18 protein-coding genes and 1 pseudogene are annotated in these 19,635 nt (G+C 72.2%); 10 read left to right on the plus strand and 9 right to left on the minus strand.

All coding sequences use genetic code 11. From position 1 onward, the window contains the following. Both RZ50_RS21015 and RZ50_RS21020 read right to left on the minus strand, forming a co-directional pair. Nucleotides 1-185 (minus strand): annotated as a pseudogene (locus RZ50_RS21015) (hypothetical protein); the annotation flags it as partial. Then, entirely contained in the window at nucleotides 185-688 is a 504-nt protein-coding gene (locus RZ50_RS21020; protein ID WP_196952734.1) for a hypothetical protein, read from the minus strand. The gene RZ50_RS21020 and the pseudogene RZ50_RS21015, both read right to left, overlap by 1 nt. A 184-nt stretch (nucleotides 689-872) precedes the next feature. Between RZ50_RS21020 and pepN the strand changes: the two genes are divergently transcribed. Beyond that, the gene (pepN, locus tag RZ50_RS21025; protein WP_196952730.1) at nucleotides 873-3,362 is read left to right on the plus strand and encodes an aminopeptidase N; all 2,490 of its coding nucleotides are present in this window, start codon (nucleotides 873-875) and stop codon (nucleotides 3,360-3,362) included. A gap of 114 nt (nucleotides 3,363-3,476) precedes the next feature. Here the strand turns inward: pepN and RZ50_RS21030 are convergent, their stop codons facing one another. Then, a complete protein-coding gene (locus RZ50_RS21030) occupies nucleotides 3,477-5,162 on the minus strand; it encodes a CTP synthase (RefSeq protein WP_196952729.1) in 1,686 nt (561 codons plus the stop codon). Between the two features lie 53 nt (nucleotides 5,163-5,215). Next, nucleotides 5,216-6,217: an Lrp/AsnC family transcriptional regulator gene (locus RZ50_RS21035; RefSeq protein ID WP_217680686.1), complete on the minus strand. Its 1,002-nt coding sequence runs from the start codon at nucleotides 6,215-6,217 to the stop codon at nucleotides 5,216-5,218. Nucleotides 6,218-6,407: 190 nt separating this feature from the next. Here RZ50_RS21035 and RZ50_RS21040 point away from each other — a divergent pair, with 190 nt between their 5' ends. From RZ50_RS21040 to RZ50_RS21065, 6 genes are all read left to right on the plus strand, one after another. Next, nucleotides 6,408-6,887, plus strand: coding sequence for a flavin reductase family protein (locus RZ50_RS21040; RefSeq protein WP_308271976.1), 480 nt, complete (start codon nucleotides 6,408-6,410; stop codon nucleotides 6,885-6,887). A 162-nt stretch (nucleotides 6,888-7,049) separates the two neighbouring features. Further along, nucleotides 7,050-7,622, plus strand: coding sequence for a nucleoside 2-deoxyribosyltransferase (locus tag RZ50_RS21045; RefSeq protein WP_196952726.1), 573 nt, complete (start codon nucleotides 7,050-7,052; stop codon nucleotides 7,620-7,622). Nucleotides 7,623-7,668: 46 nt separating this feature from the next. Beyond that, nucleotides 7,669-8,562, plus strand: a complete 894-nt coding sequence (locus RZ50_RS21050) for a dihydroorotate dehydrogenase (protein ID WP_196952725.1) — start codon at nucleotides 7,669-7,671, stop codon at nucleotides 8,560-8,562. Further along, on the plus strand, nucleotides 8,559-9,407 hold the full coding sequence (locus RZ50_RS21055) for a creatininase family protein (RefSeq protein WP_196952724.1): 849 nt from the start codon (nucleotides 8,559-8,561) through the stop codon (nucleotides 9,405-9,407). Before RZ50_RS21050 ends, RZ50_RS21055 begins: the two co-directional genes overlap by 4 nt. Further along, nucleotides 9,404-10,717 carry an NtaA/DmoA family FMN-dependent monooxygenase gene (locus RZ50_RS21060; RefSeq protein WP_196952723.1) on the plus strand — a complete coding sequence of 438 codons (1,314 nt, stop codon included), beginning with the start codon at nucleotides 9,404-9,406 and terminating at the stop codon, nucleotides 10,715-10,717. The genes RZ50_RS21055 and RZ50_RS21060 overlap by 4 nt, the downstream gene beginning before the upstream one ends. A gap of 39 nt (nucleotides 10,718-10,756) precedes the next feature. Next, a complete protein-coding gene (locus RZ50_RS21065) occupies nucleotides 10,757-11,344 on the plus strand; it encodes a malonic semialdehyde reductase (protein WP_196952722.1) in 588 nt (195 codons plus the stop codon). A gap of 38 nt (nucleotides 11,345-11,382) precedes the next feature. Here RZ50_RS21065 and RZ50_RS21070 read toward each other — a convergent pair whose 3' ends face one another. After that, nucleotides 11,383-11,748, minus strand: coding sequence for a helix-turn-helix domain-containing protein (locus tag RZ50_RS21070; RefSeq protein WP_308271980.1), 366 nt, complete (start codon nucleotides 11,746-11,748; stop codon nucleotides 11,383-11,385). A gap of 89 nt (nucleotides 11,749-11,837) precedes the next feature. On the opposite strand from RZ50_RS21070, the gene RZ50_RS21075 reads away from it, so the two are divergent. Together RZ50_RS21075 and RZ50_RS21080 are read left to right on the plus strand one after the other, a co-directional pair. Continuing rightward, the gene (locus tag RZ50_RS21075; RefSeq protein ID WP_196952721.1) at nucleotides 11,838-13,445 is read left to right on the plus strand and encodes an MFS transporter; all 1,608 of its coding nucleotides are present in this window, start codon (nucleotides 11,838-11,840) and stop codon (nucleotides 13,443-13,445) included. Between the two features lie 155 nt (nucleotides 13,446-13,600). Continuing rightward, entirely contained in the window at nucleotides 13,601-14,818 is a 1,218-nt protein-coding gene (locus tag RZ50_RS21080) for a PP2C family protein-serine/threonine phosphatase (RefSeq protein WP_374199964.1), read from the plus strand. Nucleotides 14,819-14,834: 16 nt separating this feature from the next. On the opposite strand, the gene RZ50_RS21085 is transcribed toward RZ50_RS21080, so the two are convergent. From RZ50_RS21085 to RZ50_RS21095, 3 genes are all read right to left on the minus strand, one after another. Continuing rightward, nucleotides 14,835-15,266 (minus strand): CBS domain-containing protein, encoded by a 432-nt coding sequence (locus RZ50_RS21085; RefSeq protein WP_196952720.1) that lies wholly within the window; start codon nucleotides 15,264-15,266, stop codon nucleotides 14,835-14,837. A 222-nt stretch (nucleotides 15,267-15,488) separates the two neighbouring features. Next, entirely contained in the window at nucleotides 15,489-16,361 is an 873-nt protein-coding gene (locus RZ50_RS21090; RefSeq protein ID WP_196952719.1) for a universal stress protein, read from the minus strand. A 124-nt stretch (nucleotides 16,362-16,485) separates the two neighbouring features. Beyond that, nucleotides 16,486-18,075 carry an oleate hydratase gene (locus tag RZ50_RS21095; protein WP_196952718.1) on the minus strand — a complete coding sequence of 530 codons (1,590 nt, stop codon included), beginning with the start codon at nucleotides 18,073-18,075 and terminating at the stop codon, nucleotides 16,486-16,488. Nucleotides 18,076-18,536: 461 nt separating this feature from the next. On the opposite strand from RZ50_RS21095, the gene RZ50_RS21100 reads away from it, so the two are divergent. Then, nucleotides 18,537-18,815: a hypothetical protein gene (locus RZ50_RS21100; RefSeq protein ID WP_217680687.1), complete on the plus strand. Its 279-nt coding sequence runs from the start codon at nucleotides 18,537-18,539 to the stop codon at nucleotides 18,813-18,815. A 56-nt stretch (nucleotides 18,816-18,871) separates the two neighbouring features. Here RZ50_RS21100 and RZ50_RS21105 read toward each other — a convergent pair whose 3' ends face one another. Further along, nucleotides 18,872-19,624: a choice-of-anchor P family protein gene (locus RZ50_RS21105; RefSeq protein WP_196952716.1), complete on the minus strand. Its 753-nt coding sequence runs from the start codon at nucleotides 19,622-19,624 to the stop codon at nucleotides 18,872-18,874. Nucleotides 19,625-19,635 lie beyond the last annotated feature (11 nt).

Raw genomic sequence — 19,635 nt, forward strand, 5'->3', positions numbered from 1 at the left:
CCTCGGCGACGCGCGAGGCGAGCGGGGAGGAGGCGAGCGCGTCGAGGTGCCAGCCGCCCCAGCGCGGTGGCCTGGGCGGGCTGCGGCCGCAGCAGGCCGGCGGACAGCGCCTGGTCGAAGGCGTCGACGACGGCCAGGGCCTCGTCGAGGCCGTCGACCGGTGCGGAGAGGAGGTCGGTGCGCATCACGCCACCGCCCCGGCCGTCGGGAACCACTGCATGTCCGGCAGCGGCTCGGTCGTCGCCTCGAACTCCAGGTACTCCAGGTGGTTCAGGAACCGGGCGAACACCGCGGCCGCCGGCGAGGACTCGGCCTTCGCCGGGCGGGCCGCGGTCATGACGCGGCCGATGTCCCCGGCGTCGGGCTCCGCGGCCTCGGTGTCCACCCGCAGGTAGCGGGCGACCCGCGCGCCGCCGAACTGCACCACGCCCTCGGCGATCAGGGCGGTGAGGTGCTTGCAGTAGCCGCCGTGCGCACCGCCGCAGGGGCGGTTGTTGTTGGTGCTGCACGCGAACTCGAAGCCGCCGGCCGCGATCGCCGACACGTACACCCGGCCGATGTCCGAGCCACTGGAGACGACGCCCTGCAGACGTCCGTCGGCCAGCTGCACGAACGGCACCTTGGCGAGCTTGCGCGGCAGGGCGGGTGGGACCACCCGGGCCGTGCTCGATTCCTCCCAGGCAGGCAACAGCACACCAGCTCCTCAGGATGACAGGGGGATTCACGCCGCATCGGAGCGGCGTTCGTGCTGATCAACCTAGTGCCGCCCACTGACAGCGACGCCCGGCGGGTGCCGGGGCGCGCCCGCGGCCGGAGGGCCGCCGCGGAAAAGCGGGTGCCGTTCGCCCGACGGATGGCGCAGCATGGTCCACATGTCGGATACCTCAGTACTCACCCGCGCCGAGGCCGTCGAGCGCCACCGTCTGCTCGACGTCCGCACCGTCCACGTCGACCTCGACCTGACCCGCGGCCGGGAGGTGTTCGGCTCCACCACGGTGATCCGCTTCGGCTGCACGACCCCGGGTGCCGGGACCTACGTGGACGTCAAACCGGCCGGGCTGCGCCGGGTGGTGCTGAACGGCCGCGAACTGGACGTCGCCGCGCTGCGGGCCGGGCGCTTCCCGCTGACCGGCCTGGCGGCCGACAACGAACTCACCGTCGAGGCCGACATGGCCTACTCGCACACCGGCGAGGGCATGCACCGCTTCACCGACCCCGCCGACGGTGAGGACTACGTCTACACCCAGTCCTTCCTCGACGACGGCCCGCGGGTGTTCGCGTCCTTCGACCAGCCCGACCTCAAGGCGCGGTACACGGTGTCCGTCACCGCCCCGCAGCAGTGGACCGTGGTCGGCAACGGCCTGGGGCGCCAGGTCTCGCCCGGGCGCTGGGAGTTCGCGCCCACCCCGGCGATCAGCAGCTACCTGGTCTCCGTGGTGGCCGGCCCGCTGCACTCGGTGCGCGCCGAGCACGACGGGATCCCGCTCGGCCTGCACTGCCGCCGCTCGCTCGCCGCCCACCTGGACGCCGACGCCCCCGAGCTGCTGGAGATCACCCGGCAGGGCTTCGACCACTACCACCGGGTCTTCCGGCAGCGCTACCCCTTCGACAGCTACGACCAGTGCTTCGTACCGGAGTTCAACGCCGGTGCGATGGAGAACCCGGGCTGCGTCACGCTGCGCGACGAGTACGTCTTCCGCTCCGCCGTGGCCGACATCCAGCGCGAGCACCGCGCCCTGACGGTGGTGCACGAGATGGCGCACATGTGGTTCGGCGACCTGGTCACCATGAAGTGGTGGGACGACCTGTGGCTGAACGAGTCCTTCGCCGAGTACATGGCCTACAGCGTCACCGCCGCCTCCACCCGCTTCACCAGCGCCTGGACCGGCTTCGCCGCCAACCGCAAGGCCTGGGGCTACGACGCCGACCAGCGCCCCTCCACCCACCCGGTGGCACCCGGCACGGTGGACGACACCGCCCAGGCGCTCCAGAACTTCGACGGCATCTCCTACGCCAAGGGCGCCGCCGCGCTGCGCCAGCTGGTCGCCTGGCTCGGCGAGGAGGCCTTCCTGGCCGGAGTCAACGACTACTTCGACGAGCACGCCTTCGGCAACGCCACCCTCGACGACCTGCTCCGGGCGCTGGCGGCGGCGAGCGGCCGCGACGTCCACGGCTGGGCCGACCGCTGGCTGCGCACCACCGGCGTGGACACCCTGCGGCTCACCGACGGCCGGATCGAGCACACCTCGGCCGACGGCGGGACGCGCCCGCACCAGCTGACCGTGGGCCACTACCGGCGCACCGCCGAGGGCGCCCTGGAGCTGGCCGACCGGATGCCGCTCGACCTGGCGGCCGACGCCGACGTGGCGCACGCGGCCGCCGCCGAGCTGACCCTGCTCAACGACACCGACCTCAGCTTCGTCAAGATCCGCCTCGACCCCGCCTCCTGGCGGACCGTGCGCTCCTCGCTCGGCGCCGTGCCCGAGGAGCTGGCCCGGGCGGTGCTCTGGAGCGCCGCCCGGGACCAGGTGCGCGACGGGGAGCTGACGCCCGGCGAGTACCTGGAGCTGGTCGCCGCCCACCTGCCCGGCGAGACCTCGGTGCACCTGGTGGACGCGGTGCTCTCCTTCGCCCGCGAGTTCGTGGTCGACTGCGCGGTGCCGCCGGCCGGGCGGCCCGCGGCACTGGCCGTACTGGCCCAGGTCTGCCGCACCCTCCTGCGGCGCACCGAGGGCGAGCCGGACCGCACCGGCCTGCGCCTGGTGGCCGCGCGCGGTGTGATCGGCACCGCCGCCGGCGAGTCGCAGGCCGCCGAGCTGCGCGACTGGCTGGCGGCCGGCACGCTGCCCGGCGGGCCGGTGCTCGACCCGGACCTGCGCTGGCAGCTGCTGCTGCGGCTGTGCGTGCTCGGCGTGGCGGGTGAGCCGGAGATCGCCGCCGAACTCGCCGCCGACCCGAGCGACACCAGCGAGGAGGGCGCCGCCCGCTGCCGCGCCGCACTGCCCGACCCGGACGCCAAGGAGGCCGCCTGGCAGTCGCTGTTCCACGGCGAGCTCTCCAACTACCTGGCCGCCGCCACCGCCAGCGGCCTGTGGCAGCCCGAGCAGGCCGAGCTGCTGGACGGGCTGACCGCGCGCTACTTCACGGAGCTGGGGCCGGCCGCCGGCCACCGCGGCCCCGCACTGGCCCGGGTGCTCGCCACGAAGGCCTTCCCCGCCCACGCCGCCACCGAACGGACGGTCCGCGCGGCCGAGGCCTGCCTGGCCGACCCGGACCTCACCGCGGCGACCCGCCGCGGACTGGCGGACCAGCTGGACACGCTGCGCCGCGCGGTCCGGGCGCGGGCGCTGGCCGAGCAGTAGCACCCGACGGGCGGCGGCGCGACCCGGGTGGTCGCGCCGCCGCCCCGGCCCGCCTCGGCCCGGACGCCTACGACGTGGTCGTCCGGGTTCCACGCACCGCGCTCGGCGCGGACCTCACGGGGTGGGCCGACGGGAACCGTGCGGGCCCGGGTGGCGGCCGGCGAGGCGTTCGACGGCCGCCTTCACCAGTCCGGTGAAGAGCGGGTGCGGGCGGGTGGGGCGCGAGCGCAGCTCCGGGTGGGCCTGGGTGGCGACCAGGTAGGGGTGCGCGTCGCGGGGGTACTCCAGGTACTCCACGAGCGTGCCGTCGGGCGATGTGCCGGAGAACAGGATCCCGGCCTTCTTCTCCAACTCCGCGCGGTAGGCGTTGTTGACCTCGTAGCGGTGGCGGTGGCGCTCCTCGACGTACTCCTCGCCGTCGTACACCTCGCGCACGATGGAGCCCTCGGCGAGCCTGGCCGGATACATGCCGAGACGCATGGTGCCGCCGAGGTCGCCCTTGCCGTCGACGATGTCCATCTGCTCGGCCAGGGTGGAGACGACCGGGTGGGCGGTCTCCGGGTCGAACTCGGTGGAGTTGGCGTCCGGGAGGTCGGCCAGGCTGCGCGCGGCCTCGATCACGACGCACTGCAGGCCGAGGCAGAGGCCGAGCAGCGGGATCCTGTTCTCGCGGGCGAACCTGATCGCGCCGACCTTGCCGAGCACACCGCGGTCGCCGAAGCCGCCGGGGATGCAGATGCCGTCGACGTCACCGAGCTGGGCCCTGGCGCCGGCCGGGGTCCTGCAGTCGTCGGAGGTGACCCACTTGATCCTCACGCGGGCCCTGTTGGCGAAGCCGCCGGCGCGCAGCGCCTCGGTGACCGACAGGTAGGCGTCGGGCAGGTCGGTGTACTTGCCGACCAGCGCGAGGGCGATCTCGTGATCGGGGTTGTGGACGCGCTCCAGCAGGTCGTCCCAGACCGTCCAGTCCACGTCGCGCAGCGGCAGGTCCAGCCTGCGGACGACATGGGCGTCCAGGCCCTCGGCGTGCACGACCTTCGGGATGTCGTAGATCGAGCGGGCGTCGGGGCAGGCGACCACGGCGGCCTCGTCGACGTCGCACATCAGCGAGATCTTGCGCTTGATGGCGGCGGGGACCTCGCGGTCGCAGCGCAGCACGATGGCGTCCGGCTGGATGCCGATGTTGCGCAGGGCGGCCACGGAGTGCTGGGTGGGCTTGGTCTTGAGCTCGCCCGAGGGGCCGATGTAGGGCAGCAGGGAGATGTGCACGACGAGGACGTTGTCCCGGCCGACCTCGTGGCGGACCTGGCGGACGGCCTCCAGGAACGGCAGCGACTCGATGTCGCCGACGGTGCCTCCGACCTCGGTGATGACGACGTCGACCTTGTCCGTCGCCATCCGCCGGATGCGGTGCTTGATCTCGTTGGTGATGTGCGGGATGACCTGCACGGTGTCGCCCAGGTACTCTCCGCGCCGCTCCTTGGCGATCACGGTCGAGTAGACCTGGCCCGTGGTGACGTTGGCGGTGCCGTCCACGTCGCGGTCGAGGAAGCGCTCGTAGTGTCCGATGTCGAGGTCGGTCTCGGCCCCGTCGTTGGTGACGAACACCTCGCCGTGCTGGAAGGGGTTCATCGTGCCCGGGTCGACGTTCAGGTACGGATCCAGCTTCTGCATCACGACGCGCAGGCCACGGGCCTTGAGCAGCATGCCCAGGCTGGAGGCGGTGAGGCCCTTGCCGAGCGAGGAGACGACACCCCCGGTGACGAAGATGTGCTTGGGCGTCGTGGATTTCGGCGGCATGGCCAAGAGGGGGCTCCCGTGGTCGCGGCTGGCTGGAGGGTGGGCGGGGCTCGTCAGGGCGCATCGGTCGCGGCGGAGCCGTGTTCGGAGGCGTGGGTTTCGGAGACGTGGGTGAGGATCTCCGTGTCGCAGTCGAGGATGTGCGGTAGCGCTCCGAGCGTGCCGACGATGAAGCCGTACAGGCTGGTCTCGTCCTCGACGCACACGTTGGCCAGGATGTTGTGACACCCCGTCACCGCGGCGCAGAAGGACACCTCGGGACATCGGGACAGGGCGGCACCGACGGCTTCGATGCCCGCCGGGTGAACCTTCAGCCGTACCCGTGCCTCCACGGGGCGGCCCAGGACGGCCGGATCGGCGACGGTCCGCAGACGCAGCACCCGGCGCTCCAGGAGGGAGGCCACCCGCCGTCCCGCCGTGGCGGTGGAGAAGCCGAGCTCCTTGCCGAGGTCGGTGAGGCTGATGCGGGCGTTCCTCGTCAGGACGTCGGCGACGCGCCGGTCGGTGGGCGTGAGGTCGTGTCGGCGGGCGGGTCCGGGCAGGGGCTGGACCAGGCTTGCCCGCAAGCGCTTCTCCTCCTCCTCGGTCAGGACAGGGGCGTGCCACTCGGCCTCGGTTCGAAACGGGCGCAGTGTGACGTGTGCGCTGAGCACCGTGGCGTCGTGGAGGCCGGGCATTTCCTTCAGCGGCTGGGAGGGCAGGCGCGGCCGTCCCTCCGCGAGCAGGTGGCACCAGAGGAGGCCCGCCCCTCCGCTCACAGCGGCGACGTTAAGCACACCGGGGAGCTTTGCCAATCCTTGAGGGATATTTTCCGGACATCCCATTGCGGTCCGCAGCCGAAGGTGCACGGAGCGTCCGAGCCCGCTGTACAGGGGGTCGTAGTCGGCCGTGCAGCGGATGGTCCCCGCGCTCAGGAGGCGCTGGACGCGCCGCGCCACCATGCGCTCGTGCTCACCGAGGATGCGCCCCACCTCTGCCACTCCGGCCCGGGGGTTGATCTGGATCGCCGCCACGATGCGCTGGTCAAGGCCGTCACAGGCGTCTGAATCGTTCATCACTCCGCAATGATGGCAGGATCTTTGTCAGAAAATCGATGGGTGTTGTCGGGGTCGATCAGCTGAGGCAGACTCGCAGATCCATCGCCGAAGTGGCGCCTGGGGAGCTTGTCGTACCCGAACTGCCCGTACGGGCCGAAAGGACAGGGCTTTGTTAGGCGAGAGCACCACCGCAGCAGTTCAGGACCCCGTGGCCTCCAGCGCGTTCCGCTCGGTTCTGGGACGTTTCTGTTCCGGCGTCACCGTCGTCACCGCCATGGGACCCACCGGGCCCGCCGGATTCACCTGCCAGGCGTTCTCGTCGCTCTCCCTCGACCCGCCGCGCGTCATCCTGTGTGTCAGCCGCACCTCGACGAGCTGGCCCGTCATCAGGAGTGGTACGTCCTTCAGCGTCAACGTGCTGGCGCAGAGCCAGCGTTCGCTGTGCGAGCGGTTCGCCCGCTCCGGCGGTGACAAGTTCCAGGGCGTGGCATGGAGCGCGTCACCGGACGGGGCGCCGCGCCTGGACGGTGCCACAGCGTGGATCGACTGTCGCGTGCACACCGAGCACGACGGAGGCGACCACCTCGTGGTGATCGGCGACGTGCGCCGGGTCGAGGCGCCGGCCGAGTCGCCGCAGCCCCTGCTGTACTACCGCGGCCGGTACGCGCGGATCGCCGACGCCTCCTGACCGGGGCGCGGAGAGGCGCCACTTCGCGCCGCACACCCCTCGCTTTCCTCCTTCCCGCGATGCCGGTATGCCGGCGCCTGCCCGCGTGGCCCGCCGCACCGCACACCGCCGTGCCCGATTCCGGGCACACCCACCCCGAAACGAACCAGGAGTGAATTCGTCATGGAAACGAAGCCAGGCTCTCGCACCGGAGCGACGTCCGCGCAGAAGTCCGGCCTGCTCGCTGGGCTCGACGTCTTCGTGGGCGGACCGATCCAGCACGCCATTCTGGAGAACGGATTCGTCGGCCACCTGCAGGACGCGATCACCACGGCGATCGGCACCGTCCGGGACAACGGAGCGAACGTCTTCTCGGCCCACCTCGTGGAGAAGTTCGGGGCCGAGACGGCGTCGTTCACCCCGGAGCAGGTCTCCGTGCGCGACCTCCGCTGGATGAAGAAGTGCGACGTCTTCGTGCCCGTCCTGCCGGTGCTGGAGGACGGGACCCTGCGGCGCACGGACGGCACCCACGTCGAACTCGGCTGGGCCACGGCCCTGGGGCGTCCCATCGTCCTGATCACCAAGCAGCCCTTCGTCGACTCCGCGAGCCACCTCCTGAAGGGCCTGCACCGCGTCGGGTTCGTCCAGGCCATCGACTTCGACGAGTTCACCGAGAAGCCGGCGCTGCTCATCGACGCCGTGCTCGCCGCCACCGAGCGGCAGCGCGAGGCCATCAGCGCGAGCCTCGTCGCCTGACCGGCGTCCGCCCTCACACCCCTCACCCTCCGGACGGAGCCATCGAGTGCCCGACGCGTCGATCCTAGGCCTGCCTCTGGCCAACCCCGTGATAGTCGGATCCGGACTGCTGACCGACCAGGAGCGCAACATCCGCCGACTCGTCGAGCGGGGCGCTGGAGCCGTCGTCACCAAGACCATCCACCCCAACCCGCCGCAGGGCCTCGACGAGCGGATCATCCGTCTGCCCGTCGGGATGCTGAACAGCACCACCTACTCCAAGCGGTCGGTCAACCACTGGCTGGACGTGCTGCGTTCGTTCGCCGACGACCGGCTGCCCGTCATCGCCTCCCTCCACGCCGACAGCCCGGCCGAACTCGCCGCCCTGGCCAAGGACGTCGAGACGACCGGCTGCCAGGCCCTGGAACTGGGCATCTCCTGCCTCAACGAGGAGGAGGGGCTGGAGGACGACAACCCCGACCGGGTCTACGCCTACACCTCCGAGACCCGCGGCAGGACGACGCTGCCGCTCTCCGTCAAGCTGGCGGTCGGCGAGGGCCTCCAGGACCGGGTGCGCGCCGCCATCGCGGGCGGAGCCGACGCCATCACCCTCAGCGACACCATCGGCGGCGCGGCCGTGGACCCCGCGACCGGGCGGCTCGAACTGAACGGCGTCTTCGGCTACTCGGGCCCCGGCCTCAAACCGCTCGTCCTCGCCGCCGTCTGGCAACTGCGCAGAAGGGGCGTCGAGTTGCCCATCATGGGCTGCGGAGGAGTGAGCAGCGGCCGCGACGTGGCCGACTACCTCAGCGTCGGAGCGAACGTGGCCCAGGTCTACACGGCGCTGCACACCGACATGTACGAGACGCTCGAACGCATCGTGGCGGAGACCCGGGACCTCACCGGCTCCTCCGCCGGCGCCCCGCTCCCGGCGGAAACACCCCAGGAGGCGGCGATATGACCACCCGGCACTCCGGCGCCCCGCTGCTCACCGACCTGACCAGCGCCCAGGTCGCCGACGCCGTGCGCGGACGCACCGTCGTGTGGCCCATCGGGGCGATCGAACAGCACGGCCCGCACCTGCCGCTGTCCGTCGACCTGATCCTCGCGGAGGCGTTCGCCGGCGAGATCGCGAAGGAACTCGACGCGTTCACCCTGCCCGCGCAGGCCGTCGGCGCCCGCTCCCTGCCGCAGAGCGGCGGCGGGCTCCACTTCCCCGGCACGGTCTACGTGGCCGGCGACACCCTCGTCCGCTTCCTGCGCGAGACGCTCACGGCGCTCGCGGCACTGCCCATGGCCCGCCTGATCGTGGTCAACGGGCACTACGAGAACGAACCGTTCCTCTTCGAGGCGCTGGACCAGGTGCGGGAGCAGGGGCTGCTGGACGGCACGGAGGTCTTCGCGTTCAGCTGGTGGAGCCTGGTCCGGGACACCTGGACCGGCTCGGAGATCCCCAGGTTCCCCGGCTGGCACGCCGAGCACGCGGGCGTCACCGAGACGAGCCTCATGCTCCACCTGCGCCCCGACCTCGTCACCGACGAGCGCCCCGACCACGACAACCCGCCCCGGGCGGGTGTCTACCTGCACCCCGTCGACGTCGGACAGACCACCAACCGCGGAATCCTGTCCTCGACCTCCGGCGCCGACGCCGGCCTCGGGGAGAAGCTGCTGCGCCACGTCGTGGACGAGGCGACGGCCATGGTGCGCGACGGCGCCGGGCTGCTCCTCGCCCAGGCCCACCCCGACCGCCGCCGCCCGGACCCGCAGCGCCGAACCGCCGCACACCCCGAAGGGAAGCAGCCGTGACCCGGAAGTTCCACCTCGCCTGCATCTTCAACTTCACTCCGGACGACTGGCAGGGCCCCTTCGGTACCGGAGGCTCACCCTGGGACGGAAAGTTCCACACGGAGGTGGCCCAGGCGCTCGAACGGGCCTGCTTCGACTACGTGATCATCGAGGACAAGCTGATGGTCCCGGAGAGCTACGGCGGTTCCACCGAGCGGGCGCTGCGGCAGGGCATGGTCGTCCCCAAGCACGACCCGGTCCCGCTGGCCGTCGCGATGGGTCTCGCCACGTCCCACCTGGGCATCGTCGCCACGCTGTCGACCCTGGCCTACCCGCCGTTCATGACCGCGCGCCTCGCCTCGACGATGGACAGCATGCTCGGCGGGCGCTTCGGCTGGAACATCGTCACCAGCGCCGAGAACCTGGCCGCGCAGAACTTCGGCCTGGACGAGCTGCCGTCACGGGACGTCCGCTACGCCATGGCCGACGAGTACGTCGACGTCGTCCGGCAGCTCTTCGCCTCCTGGGACGCGGACGCCGTCGTGCTCGACCGGGAGAAGGGGATCTACGCCGACCACACCAAGGTCCGCCCGATCCACTTCAAGGGCGAGCACTTCAGCGTGCGGGGCCCGTTGAACACCGTGCCCTCCCCGCAGCACCGGCCCGCGTTCGTCCAGGCCGGGGCCTCGCCCCGGGGCCGGGTCTTCGCCGCGCGCAACGCCGACTCCGTCATCGCCATCGCCAACGGGGTGGAGGGGATGAAGGAGTTCCGGGACGACGTGCGCAAACACGCCGAGGCGGCCGGCCGCGACCCCGACGACGTCAAGGTCCTGTTCTGTGTGACGCCCACGCTCGGCGAGACGGAGCAGGAGGCACGGGACAAGCACGAGCGGATGATCTCGTCGCCGCAGTTCATCCACGACATCCTCGCCGAGACCTCCGCCCTCACGGAGATCGACTTCGCCCGGTTCGACCTCGACGAGCCCCTGCCGTACCGGCTCCAGACCAACGGCGAGCAGGGTTCGCTGGACCAGCTCCAGCAGTGGGGCAGCGGCAAGACGCTGCGGGAACTGGTGATGGACGCCGCCGGCGGGCTGGTCTCCTCGGTGGAACTCGTCGGCACGCCCGACCAGGTGGCGCAGCGGATGGGGGAGGTGATGGAGGAGGTCGGAGGCGACGGCTTCATGCTGACGACCCCGGTCCTGCGGTTGAACCGCCACTGGGTCGCCGATGTCACCGACGGACTCGTGCCCGCACTCCAGCGCCGCGGGCTGACCCGGGCCGCGTACACACCCGGCCACACCCTGCGGCAGAACCTCACGGAATTCTGAGCCCGGCGGCAGACCGTGTCGACCTCCACCACGCATCGGTTGCTCCTGGACCCCGCCGCGCAGGACCTGCTGTTCCGGCAGGCGTACACCGAGGACCGCTTCACCGGCGAGGCGGTCCCCGAGGACGCACTGCGGGCCGTCCACGACCTCGTCCGCAACGGCCCGACCGCCTTCAACCAGCAGCCGCTCAGGATCCACCTCCTCCGCTCCGCGGCGAGCCGCGGCCGGCTGGCCCGCCATCTCTCGCGGAGTAACCGGGAGAAGACCCTGGCGGCACCGCTGACCGCGCTGCTGGCGGTGGACAACGCGTTCCACCTCCGGCTGCCGGAGCTGTTCCCCGCCTTTCCGGGAGCCGCCGCACTCTACGCGGAGGACCCCGGGCTGCGGGAACGGTCCGCGCTGATGAACGGCTCGCTGCAGGCCGCGTACTTCCTCGTCGGAATCCGCGCCGCCGGACTCGCGGCGGGGCCGGTGAGCGGATTCGACCAGTCCGGAGTCGACCGGGAGTTCTTCCCGGACGCCGAGCAGTCGGCGCTGCTGGTGGTGAACATCGGCAGACCCGCGGCGACGGGCCCGCGACCACGCGCCCCGCGCCTGGCCTACGACGAGGTCCACCGCACCCTGTGAGCGCCGTTCGGCCCCGGCAGCCGCCCACCGTGCCACGGTCAGGCGGACTCGCCGGGACCGGACGGCGCCGCGCGGTGCACCGTGTCGCGGTACCAGCGGCCCCACGTGTCCAGCTGCTCCGTGACGGAGTCCAGCGTGTGGCCGACGTCGGTGAGCGCGTACTCGACCCGCGGCGGCACCTCCCGGTACACCGTCCGCTCCACCAGCCCGTCCGCCTCCAGCTCCCTGAGCTGGCGGGTCAGCATGCGCTGGGTGACACCCGGCAGGGCGCGCCTCAGTTCGCCGAACCGGTGGGTACCCGAGACCAGCTGCTTGAGGATGGCCAGTTTCCAGCGGCCGCCGAGGAGCTCCATGGCGAACTCGACCGCACAGTGATCCGAGCTTTCCTCGACGTTGGAACGCACACCTGACCTCCATTGGTATACAGCGTGGCACTAGGGGACACGAATGACCGTACTTGCGGCCCGCGTTGGTACTTCCGGAAGCTGAGACTATGACAGAGAGCAAGGTGCCCGCCGCGGCCGGACCGGCCGCCGGGAAAGAGCGCGCAGAGCATTCGACGGCCTCCGGGCAGCCGGGCGGGCCGGCCCTTCGCGCGCGGCAGCGGTGGCTGGTGCTGGCCGTGGTGTCGGGGAGTCTCTTCCTGTGCGGCATCGACCTCACCGTCCTGCACGTCGCGGTGCCGAGCCTGAGCCGGGACCTCGAACCGAGCCCGGCCCAACTGCTGTGGATCGTCGACGTCTACTCACTGACGCTGGCCGCCCTCCTGGTGACCTGCGGCACCCTCGGCGACCGCATCGGCCGGCGCCGCATGGTGCTCAGCGGCTTCCTCACCTTCGGCCTCGCCTCCGCGGCGGCCGCCTTCTCGACCTCGACCGCACAACTCATCGCTGCCCGGGCCGCACTGGGCGTCGGCGCGGCGATGATCATGGCGTCCACGGTGGCGATCATCCGGGTCGTCTTCACCGACGACCGCGAACGCGCCATGGCGATCGGCATCTGGACCTCCGCGCACAGTGTCGGGGCCACGATCGGTCCGCTGGCGGGCGGTCTGGTCGTCGAGCGGTGGGGCTGGGGAGCGGTGTTCCTCATCAACGTCCCCGTCATCGTCGTCATCCTGGCCGTCGGCGCCCGGGTCATCCCCGAGTCGCGCAACCCCGTGCCCCGTCGCTGGGACGTGGCCAGTGTCGCGCTGTCCGTCACCGGCCTGGCCGCCGTGGTCTACGCGCTCAAGCAGGCCGGCGAGCACGCGGGGGTGAACGCCGTCATCGTCCTCACGGCCCTCGCCGGCAGCGCCCTGCTCTACACCTTCGTACGACGCCAACGGCGCATCCGCGAGCCGTTGTTGGACTTCGCCCTCTTCCGCGAACGCCGCTTCACCACGGCCACCCTGTGTGTCATCGGCTGCTTCGGCAGCTATGTCGCGCTTCTGTTCTTCCTCACCCAGTGGCTGCAGCAGGTGGGCGCGTACTCGCCGGTGCTCGCCGGGCTCGCGCTGATGCCGCTGGCCGGGGCCAACGCCCTCGGCGCGATCACGGCCCCCTGGGCGGCGAACCGGTGGGGCAACCGCTGGGCGCTCACCGGGGCGCTCTCCCTCTTCGCCCTCGCGTACGCCGCCATCGCGGTCGTCGGTGACGCCGCGCACTACGGCGAACTCCTCCTCCCGCTGCTCGCCGCCGGGTACGGCGCCGGCATCGTCATGACCCTGGGCGCCGACTCCATCATGGCCGCCGCGCAACCCGAGCGGTCCGGAGAGGCTGCCGCCATCCAGGAGACCTCCTTCGAACTCGGCGCCGGGCTCGGCGTCGCCGTCCTCGGCACCGTCCTGGCCGCCGTGTACCGCACGGGCCTGCCCGAGGTGCCGGGCCTCTCCGGAGAACAGCAGGCCAGGGCCGGGGAGTCGTTCGCCGCGGCGGAGGACGTCATGGCGCACCTGCCCTCCGGGACCGCCAACGCGGTGCTGGAGTCGGCACGGCACGCCTACGACCGGGGCTTCACCGCGGTGTCGGTGATCGCGGCGATCGGCCTGGCCGCCACCGCACTCATGGCCTCGGCCCTGCTGCGCCCCCGCCCGGCCGCGAAGCGGGCCGGCGAGGACTGACCGGGCGGGCGCCGGTTCGGCGGTGCCGAGGCGAAGGCCCGCGGCGACGTGTCCACGGGGAACCCGGCCGGGCGGAGGCGGGGCCGGGTTCCCCGCCGGGATCGCGGCTGAGGTGAGAGGGGGCGGGGTCGGTGTGAGACTGGGGGAGGGAAGGGGTGATCTCGGTGTTGGACCCGCCGCAGGGGTACACCGGGGCCGACGCCGGTTTCGACGAGGGCCTGTTGGAGGAGCTGATCGTCGAGGCGCAGACGGCCCTGCCGGTCGAACTGCCCGCTCTGGCCAACCGGTGTGCCTCGGCCCTGGGTCTGGAATCGGCGCTGATCTACCTCGTCGACCTGCAGCAACAGCTCCTCATCCCGCTGGACGAGACCGCGGTGCCGCTGGCGGTGGACCGCTCGCCGGCCGGCTGGGCCTACCGCACGGTCTTCCCGAGGGTGGACGACGTCGAGGGCGGGGTGATCGTCTGGATGCCCCTGGTCGACGGTGCCGAGCGGCTGGGCGTGCTGGCGGTCCGGACCGCCTCGCTCGACGGAGTGCGGATGCGCCGCAGCCGGATGCTGTCCCACCTCTTCGCCATGCTGATCACCTCCAAGCGCGCCTACAGCGACTGGCTCGCCGGCCTCACCCGCACCGCGGCCATGCGGCTGCCCGCCGAGATGCTCCGGGCCTTCCTGCCGCCCCACACCGTCGGCAGCGCCCGGTGCGTCTCGACCGCGGTCCTGGAGCCGGCGTACGACGTCGCCGGTGACGCCTTCGACCACTCGGTGATCAAGGACGTGCTGAACACCATGATCCTCGACTCCATGGGGCACGATCTGGCCGCCGGCCTGACCACGTCGGTCGCCATGGCGGCGGCGCGGAACGCCCGCCGCGGCGGCGGCAACCTGTCCGACGTGGTCGGCTCCGTCGACCAGGCCCTCACCCAGTGGCTGCCCGACCACTTCTGCACCGGCGTGCTGTGCCGGCTCGACGCCGTCACCGGGGTGCTGCGCTGGGTCAACTGTGGCCACCCGCCGCCACTGCTGATCCGTGCCGAGCGGGTGCTCGAAGGAGCGCTGGACAGCCCCCCGCAGCCCCCGATCGGCCTGGCCGACCACCTCGCCACGGAAACCCGGCAGGTCCACGAGACGGTGCTGGAGCCGGGCGACCGCGTCCTGCTCTACACCGACGGCGTCGTGGAGGCGCGCGACGCGGACGGTGTGGAGTTCGGCCTCGACCAGTTCACCGACTTCATCATCCGCTCCTCCGCCGCCGGCCAGCGCCCGGCCGAGGTGCTGCGGCTGCTCATCCACGCCGTCCTCGACCGCCAGTGCGACCAGCTGCGGGACGACGCGACCATCCTGCTCTTCGAATGGCGCCCGCAGCGCCGGTGACGCCGTACCGCGCCGGTCACTGAAGGACCGGGCGCGGGGAGGAGACGATCTCGACGAACTCGCCGACCTCGTGCCGGTCCAGGTGCTGTGCGATGTCGGCCTCGCTGATCATGCCGACCAGCCGGTGGGCTTCGGTGACCGGCAGGCGGCGGATCCGGTGCTTCTCCATGAGTTGCAGGACCTCGGCCTGGTCGGCGCTCGCGTCGATGGTGACCGGCTTGCCCTGGGCGAGTTCGCCGGCGGTCGTGGTCCTGGGGTCGCGGCCCTCGGCGAGGCACTTGACCACGATGTCGCGGTCGGTGACGATCCCGTGCAGCCGGTCGTCGGCGCCGCAGATCGGCAGCGCGCCGACGTCCAGTTCGCGCATCCGCCGGGCCGCGGTCTCCAGCGTTTCGCTCTCCTGAACACAGGTGGCCCCGGCGTGCATGATGTCCCGCGCGGTGCTCATGACTGCCGCCTCCTTCGGGGTACGGGTTTCGGCCTCCGGACGGGAGCTGTCCCTTCCAGCGTTGTCCCGCCGGTGGAGCCTCCGCATCCCGAGAGCCGGTGGCCGGGAGCCGGGTGACGTGGAAACCGGTGGACGGGGTGGTGCTCGGGCTGCCGGCCGGGGAGTGGCGGCGGTGATCCGCGGGGCGCGTGGCGGGCGCCCCCGGACCCCGTCCCCGAGGACTCAGTCGTGCGGTACGACCGCCACCGGGGCGGTGGAGTGGTGGATCGCCGCGTGGGCGACGGGCCCGAGCCGCATGCCGAGGCGGTGGGACCGCCGACGACGGCCGACGACCACGAGGTCCGCGGCGCCGGAGGCGTCCACCACCGCGCCGGCGCCGCCGGCGACCCGGCAGTCCTCGACGACCGTGACCGCGGGGTACTTCTCCCGCCACGGGGCGAGGGCCTGGGTGAGCAGCCCGGCCTCGACGGCCCGGAACGGCTCCGTCTCGATGCCCGGTCCCACCCATCCCGGGTAGGCCATGACGGGCGGCGGCGTCCAGCCGTGGACGGCCCGCAGCACGGCCCGGCGCGAGGCGGCCTGTCGGAAGGCGAAGTCCAGCACCTGGTCGGCGGGTGCGCCGGTGTCGACGCCGACGACGACCTCCGGGGTGTCGGGGCCGGTGACGCGCTCCTGCTCCCCTGCGCGGACCAGGACGAGCGGCACCTCGCACCTGGCCGCGGCGGCCAGGCCGACCGAGCCGACCAGCAGCCCCTCGAAGCCGCCGACGCCCAGTGATCCGACCACCAGCATGTCGGCGTCCTCGGCGGCCGCCATGAGCGCCGCGACCGGATCGTCCCCGTCGAGGAGGTCGGTGCGCACGTCCAGGTCCGGGTGGGCCGCCCGGACGTCCCGGGCGGCATCGGCGACCATGCGCGCGGTCAGCGTACGGAACTCCTCCGACCGGCCCCGATCCGCGTGCAGGCCGTCGAGCCAGGTCTGGGCGTGGACCACCCGGAGGCCGAGCCCCTGGCGGACGGCTTCGTCGGCGGCCCACCGGGCTGCCGCCGTGCTCTCCTCGGAACCGTCGACGCCGGTCAGCACATGGGTGTTCATCGTGTCTCCTCCAACTCTCGGGCTTTTCCGTCCCGGCCCGGCGCCCCGATCGGGCGCGGACGGACGGGGGGTGTGTACGGGGGCCGGGCGAGGCGCGGGCACACGCCTCGCCCGGGGCGTCCGGTCAGGCGAAGGCGGTCCTGAGGGCCTGGAGGACGGTGTCGGCGTCGGTCAGGGCGTGGTGGACCGGCGGGACGGGGAAGCCGAGTCCGAGCAGGCGGTACACGGCGTGCATCGCGCCGCGCACCGAGTACTCGACGGTGAACACGACGTCCTCGGGGATCTCGACGTACTGGCCGAGGAGGGCGAAGTTGCGGGCTCCGTGCGGGATGACCAGGGGGCGGTCGTGTACGGAGCGGCGGGCGAACTGGCTGGTGATGTACGGCATCATCACCGTGGTGACGGTGGTGGTCGCGCGCACCTCGTCCGCGATGTCGTCGAAGCCGAGCTGGCCGAGGAGTTCGGTGAGGATCTGCCGTCCGGTGGACCCGGCCATGGTGGTGCCGGTGTGTTCGCCCGGGGTGTCCAGGAACAGGCCGTAGCCCCAGAGGGTGAAGACGTCCTCGGGCTGGCCGGCGAAGTGCGGCGGGCGGGGGACCACGATCGACATCAGCCAGGGCGAGTCCTTGAAGGTCATCAGGGCGCCGGTGCCGGGCGCGTTGCCGCTGAACTCCTCGATGCGCTTGAGCAGTGCGGGGCTGCGCATGGTGAGGGTGAAGGACTCCCAGGCGGCTTCGGCCACGTTGCCGTTGAACACGCCGGGCCGGCCGAAGTCGGACGCCTTGCGGGAGAGGGTCTCCCAGAGGGTCCAGCTGCCGTCGCGCTTGTCCCGGATCAACTCCGGCACGGTGTCGTCGCCGCCGAAGGCCGCGTCGGCGGTCATCGAACCGAGCGTGATGAACGCCAGGTCGGGATCGGCGAGTTCGACGGTCTCCGCGCCGCCGTCCCGGAGGAGGTGGAGACGCTTCGCGCGGCGCACGCCGTCCTGCTCGGTGAAGTCGACATCGGTGACGGTGACGCCGTGCTCGAAGTGCACGCCGCGCTCCAGCAGCCACTCGGTGAGCGGCCGCACGATGGAGTCGTACTGGTTGAGGCGGGTGCGGCGCACGCCGGCCAGGGTGTGGATGCGCGGGAACTCCTGGAGGAAGCGCAGGAAGTAGCGCTTGAGTTCGATGGCGCTGTGCCAGTTCTGGAAGGCGAAGGTGGTGCGCCACATCGTCCAGAAGTTCGTGGCGAAGAAGTGCTCGGAGAAGAACTCGTCGATCCTCCGGGAGCCGATCACCGACTCCGGAAGGACGAGCAGCCGGGCCAGCTCCAGCCGGTCGCGCGCGTCGAGCCCGAGGCGGGAGGCGTCGAGGACGCGGTGGTCCCGGTCGATCAGCCGGGCCTTGGCGTGGGTGGGCCAGTCCCGGTTGAAGTCGGTGATCTCCTGCCGTACGGAGACCTGTTCGTCGTCGAGGGTGGGAATCGTCTCCAGCAGGTCCCACAGGCAGGTGTACGCCTCGTCCTCCAGCATCCGCCCGCCCCGGGTGACGTACGCCTGCTCCGGCGAGCCCTGCCCGTCGAGTGAGCCGCCGGGCAGGGGGAGCCGCTCCAGGACGTGGATGTTCTCGCCGGGGAAGTCGCCGTCGCGGATCAGGAAGGCCGCGGCGGCCAGTGCCGCTATTCCGCCGCCGACCAGGTAGGCCTTCGTCTCGCGCCCACAGTCGATCATGATCCGTCCATTCGTCGTCCCGCCCGCGCCCGTGCGGCGCGCCTGCAGCGTTCGGCAGGTGCTGCCAGCCTGCGGCAGGAGCGGCAGCCCCGCGCAGGGGCCGGCAGTCCCCTTTCCGGGGCCGTACGTCCCGGTGGCGGGTGGCGGGTGGCGGGTGGTCGCTGGTCGGCGGCGGGCCGGGGCCGTTCGAGCGGGGCCCGGGACGGTCTGCCGGGGCCGACTCGGAGCAGGGCGTCCTCGCAGGCTATTTGAACGCGTTCAATATTTTCCCTAGAGTGGCCGCGGTCGAGTGAGGGGGGCGTGCCGTGGTCGGTGCCGTGGTTCGACGAGGTGTTCGGCTGGGGGTCCGCATCGGAGCGGTGCCCGCCGGAGTGGCCGGTTCGTTGTGGTTCGGCGCCGCCGCGGCGCGGCTCCTCAGGGAACCGCATGCCCTGACGGGGGGTTTGCCGCTCCTTGCCGTCGTGGTCGGTGGAAGCCTGGGTGTCGGCGTCCTGGTCGGCGCGGTCACCGGTGTGGTGCTGGCGCTGTCACCCGAGTGGTTGGCCGGGCGCGCCTGGCTGCGAGGACCACTCGCCGGGATCGTCGCCGGGACGGCCTGTCTCGGCGAGACCGTCGTCATGGCGGTGGCGACCGACGGCGGATACGGGCCGATGCTGCTCACCCTCCTCTCCACTCCCGTGGTCGGCGTCGTGGCGGCGGTGCACAGCGGTGACATCCGGGGACGCGGGCAAGCGGAGTAGGCGCCCGCCCGGTCGCTCGGGGCGACCGGGCGGGCGTCCTTCTCCCTGGCGGTACGTCAGGCGGTCGGCGCGGTGGTCCTGGTGTTGCGGCGGCGGACGTAGACGGTGGCGAGGGCGGCGGCGATCACCGCTCCGCCGGAGGCGCCGGCGACGGTCGGGTTGATCATGGGGACGGAGGCGGCGGGCTGGGCCCCGCCGCACTGGGCGTGGCCTATGACGAGGTTGGCGCCGTTCAGGGACGGCAGCAGGGTGATGTGGACGGCGTTGACGGTCAGCACGCCGTTGGCGTCGGTGGTCTGCTCGTTGAGGACGATCGAGCCGACGAGGGGGATGTCGACCTTGGTGTTGGCGGGGGCGTTGGCCTGGAGGTTGGTCGGCAGGACGCCGACGGTGATCGTCCCGCCCGCGATCAGGCCGCTGCCGGTGGCCCCGGTGGGGGTGGCGGTGCAGGTCGAGTTGACGCCGTTCAGGGAGACCGAGGCGACGCCGAGGTTGAGCCCGAGCTTGTCGACCGTCGCCGAGGCCGACGAGGTGCCGGCGGCCGGGTCCCCGGCGGTGGTCGCGGTGAGCACGGAAGTGGTGGCGACCGGCCCCACGTTGAGGCCGACGAGGGTCTGCGTGCCGCCGGCCGGGTAGGTCGACTCGGGCGACGGGGCGACGGCGACCAGCCCGGCGAGGGCCTCCGTGGAGACGACGTAGGCGTCGGCCGTGGGGGCGGGGAGGGCCGCGAACGCCGGGGTGGCCGTGGCCAGGACGCCGGTGGCGAGCGTGGCGCCGGCCAGGACACGGATGCTGGTGCGAATGCTCACGTGGTGGGCCT

This window comes from Kitasatospora sp. SUK 42, from assembly GCF_015776785.2.
Lineage (GTDB): Bacteria > Actinomycetota > Actinomycetes > Streptomycetales > Streptomycetaceae > Kitasatospora.

Coding starts and splice junctions, on each gene's coding strand:
- pepN (WP_196952730.1), top strand. CDS start 873: ATGTCGGATACCTCAGTACTCACCCGCGCCGAGGCCGTCGAGCGCCAC.
- RZ50_RS21030 (WP_196952729.1), bottom strand. CDS start 5,162: ATGCCGCCGAAATCCACGACGCCCAAGCACATCTTCGTCACCGGGGGT.
- RZ50_RS21035 (WP_217680686.1), bottom strand. CDS start 6,217: ATGAACGATTCAGACGCCTGTGACGGCCTTGACCAGCGCATCGTGGCG.
- RZ50_RS21045 (WP_196952726.1), top strand. CDS start 7,050: ATGGAAACGAAGCCAGGCTCTCGCACCGGAGCGACGTCCGCGCAGAAG.
- RZ50_RS21055 (WP_196952724.1), top strand. CDS start 8,559: ATGACCACCCGGCACTCCGGCGCCCCGCTGCTCACCGACCTGACCAGC.
- RZ50_RS21075 (WP_196952721.1), top strand. CDS start 11,838: ATGACAGAGAGCAAGGTGCCCGCCGCGGCCGGACCGGCCGCCGGGAAA.
- RZ50_RS21085 (WP_196952720.1), bottom strand. CDS start 15,266: ATGAGCACCGCGCGGGACATCATGCACGCCGGGGCCACCTGTGTTCAG.
- RZ50_RS21090 (WP_196952719.1), bottom strand. CDS start 16,361: ATGAACACCCATGTGCTGACCGGCGTCGACGGTTCCGAGGAGAGCACG.
- RZ50_RS21095 (WP_196952718.1), bottom strand. CDS start 18,075: ATGATCGACTGTGGGCGCGAGACGAAGGCCTACCTGGTCGGCGGCGGA.